This window comes from Marilutibacter maris (assembly GCF_006546735.2).
GTDB classification, from domain to species: domain Bacteria; phylum Pseudomonadota; class Gammaproteobacteria; order Xanthomonadales; family Xanthomonadaceae; genus Marilutibacter; species Marilutibacter maris.
Genome location: NZ_VICD02000343.1, coordinates 1 through 3,126 on the forward strand (window position 1 = coordinate 1; position 3,126 = coordinate 3,126).

Consider the following 3,126-nt stretch of genomic DNA (forward strand, 5'->3'; position numbering starts at 1 on the left):
CGCAGGCGACCGAGACCATCGCCCGGCGTGCCGGCGCGATGGTCAACGAGATCGACTTTCCCGGCTTCGTCGCCCAGCTCGTGCACGGCACCTTCGACGCGATCGTCGATGCCTCGATCCGGCAGATGGAGAGCTACTCCAGCCTGGTGACCGCGGTTGCCAAGACGGTCGAGCAGTTCACCGAGGAGAACGTCACTCCGAACCAGGCGCGCGACTGGCTGGCCAGTCGCTATCCCGGCGAGGTGCAGCTGTTGCTGCCCGACGGCGGCGAGCGGGTGGAGCCGCAACTGGCGCCGCGCAGCAACGATCTGGAGCCCGCGTGGCTGGCCGAGTACGGCATCGAGAACGAGATCCTGACCACCGAGCTGCTGGAGCAGCAGGTGTTGCCGCAGGTGCGGTTGAAGGTCGGCGGCGAACGCCAGCAGCTGCTGGCGACGATGGTCATGCTGGGCATGAACCGGGTGGTCGTGCGCGACGGCAGCATCACCAGCAAGGTGATGTTCCGCGCCGCCGCGCAGGACGCGGCCAAGGTCGGCTACGCCGCCGGCACCGATCCCAAGGCGGTCGCCAACTGGGGCGAGCGCGGCAGCCTCAGCTACGAGGGCCAGAGCTCGACGATGGTGTCGACGGTCGCGGTCAACGCGCAGAACGAGTCCAACGTCCGCGCCGACCTGTTCGGCGAGGTCAAGCTGAACTTCGTCAGCGAGACCCTGCCGCTGGAGCGCATGGTCGAGCCGGCCAAGGCCGCGCTGGTCCAGCGCCACTCCCCGGCGATGCGTCCGCAGCAACCGGCGGCCGCGCCGACGGCACCGGCCGCGGCGCCGGCGCCGCGCGAAGAGGGAGGTGGGTGATGCTGCGCGAGCTGTCGCAACTGCTGGAGGAGCTGCATGACGGCCTGCTCGCGGTCGAGACGCGCGGGGGTGTGCAGCTGGCCGGGGCCGAGATGACCCTGCCGCTGGAACTGCGTCCGGTGCTGCAGGATGGCGGCTGCGTGCTGCTGGCCGATGTGCCGCGCAGTCGTGGCAGCGGAGACTGGGTGATCGCGCCTTCGCGGTTGCGGCTGGCCTGGGGCGACGCGGCCGCGGACGCGGAGGACGAGGCCACCGGCAATGCACAGGTGTCGGCGGAGGCCTGGCCATGAGCGCGCAGATTCCGCCCCTGGTCCGCGACAGCGGCATCCCGTTCGACCTGTTCATCCAGGCCCTGACCGAGCAGTTGGACAAGGCGCAGGCGGCGATGGCGATCAAGGCGCGGGTCGGCAAGCTGCCGTTGACCTTCGCGGTCAAGGAAGTCTCGATGGACCTGCGCGCGTTCGTGCAGATGGTCGACGAGGACGTGTTCCTGCGTCCGGCCGGTCCGGGCGAATCCGAGGCCAGCACGATCAAGCTCGCGCTGACCACGATCACCAAGCCGATGATCGAGGAGAACGCGGTCGACTTCAAAGCCGAGGACCCGAAGTTCAGCCTGCGCGAGGCGCTCGGCGATCGCATCACCGAGGACGAGCAGCGCCGCCTGGAGCGGATCGGCGTGCGCACCGTCACCCAGCTCAACGAACTGAAGAAGACCGCCGGCGCCGACGTGATCGCGCGGTTGTCGCGGATGCCGGTCAACCGCCTGCAGCAGGCGCTGATGAGCGCCGCCGCACCGCGGGTGACCCGGGTCGAGTCCGGCGCCAACGGTCAGGCCACCCGGCGCGTGCATCTGAGCACCCCGGGGCTGCGCGGCGGACGTTTGCCGCTGGTGCGCGCGGCCGGAGAGGCGGTGCCGGTGGTGGAGTCGGGCGATGACGCCATCGTGCTGGCGCCGCTGGCGCACCAGCTCGGCCGCGAGGCGGAACTGGATTTCGGCGAGGGCGAGGTCGCCCGGGTCGAACTCAGCGAAGGCCGGCTCGGCCAGTGGGAGGCGCCATGAACATGCGTCGTGCGATGCCCGCCGTGCGCGGCCGCCTGCTGCTGACGCTCAGGCTCGGCGAGGTGCCCGAGCACGTGCCCGGCCTGCGCGCGGTGATCGGCTACGGCACCGACAAGGCCGAGCATATCGACGGCGGCGTGATCGATCGCCTGTTGCGTCACCACGGCGGCGCGTTCCGGGTCACCCGCCTGCACAGCGCCCGCAAGCGGCGGGTCGAACGCCCGGTGCCCGGCGCGCGCCGCTTCGACGATGTCGAGCAGATCAGCGGCGTGGCGCGGGTGCTGCGCATCGAGGTGCGCGATCCGGCCGCGGTACCGGCGCTGTTGCAGGCGCTGGCCGAGGTGCCGGTGGTCGAGCGGGTCTGCGCCGATCATCTCTGCCACGGCCCGTTCGCGGCCGACGGAGGCGGTGGCGACGAACCCGTCGATCCGCATACCGTGAGCGACCCGCTGTGGGCGCGCGAGCTGATCCGTCTGCCGGAGGCGCTGGCCTACGAGCCCGGCGACCCCGCGACCGTGATCGGCCTGGCCGACACCGGAGTCGCGCTCGAGCACCAGGAGCTGCAGGCGCGCCTGCGCGCCGGTTTCGACAGCGTCGACCTGGACCCGGAACTGGTCGGCGGACTGACCCTGGTCGGCGACTACCGCCATCGTGGCGAACAGCCGCAGGACGAGGTCGGTCACGGCACCGGTTGCGCCGGCATCCTGGCTGCGCGCGGGCGCGACATTCCGCCCGGTGGCGCCGGCGCCTGCGGGCTGACCCCGGTGCGGGTGCTCGGCGCCGCGCTCGGACCCGGTGAGCGTCGCTTCGGGGTTGGCGCGCTCGACAACATCGACGCCGGAATGAAGCGCCTGATCGACCTCAATGTGAAGGTCATCAACATGAGTTTCGGCACGCCCGAGAGCGCCCTGGCCACCGACGCGCCGAGGCCGCACGAGGAAGTCATCCGCTACGCGCTCGCGCGCGGGGTGATCCTGGTCGCCGCCAGCGGCAACTCCGGGCTGGAGGAGCGCTACTACCCGGCCGCCCACGAGGGCGTGATCGCGGTGGGCGCGGTCGATCGCCAACGCCGGCCGGCCGGCTTCAGCACCCGTGGTGGACACGTCGCGGTGTGCGCGCCGGGGAACGGCATCCTGACCTGTGGCCTGCACGGCTACCAGGCCGCGACCGGGACCAGTTTCGCCGCTCCGTTCGCCGCCGCGGCCTGCGCGCTGC

4 protein-coding genes are annotated in these 3,126 nt (G+C 71.6%); all 4 read left to right on the forward strand.

What is annotated here, in order from left to right; translation table 11 throughout:
• Positions 1-851, forward strand: an 851-nt coding sequence (locus FKV24_RS18930) for a hypothetical protein (RefSeq protein WP_141483499.1), incomplete at its 5' end; no start/stop codon positions are given.
• Positions 851-1,141: a hypothetical protein gene (locus tag FKV24_RS18935; RefSeq protein WP_141483500.1), complete on the forward strand. Its 291-nt coding sequence runs from the start codon at positions 851-853 to the stop codon at positions 1,139-1,141. The genes FKV24_RS18930 and FKV24_RS18935, both read left to right, overlap by 1 nt.
• Positions 1,138-1,911 carry a hypothetical protein gene (locus FKV24_RS18940; RefSeq protein ID WP_141483501.1) on the forward strand — a complete coding sequence of 258 codons (774 nt, stop codon included), beginning with the start codon at positions 1,138-1,140 and terminating at the stop codon, positions 1,909-1,911. The genes FKV24_RS18935 and FKV24_RS18940 overlap by 4 nt, the downstream gene beginning before the upstream one ends.
• Positions 1,908-3,126 (forward strand): S8 family peptidase (locus FKV24_RS18945; protein WP_211371929.1); only part of this gene is annotated, 1,219 nt, incomplete at its 3' end. The genes FKV24_RS18940 and FKV24_RS18945, both read left to right, overlap by 4 nt.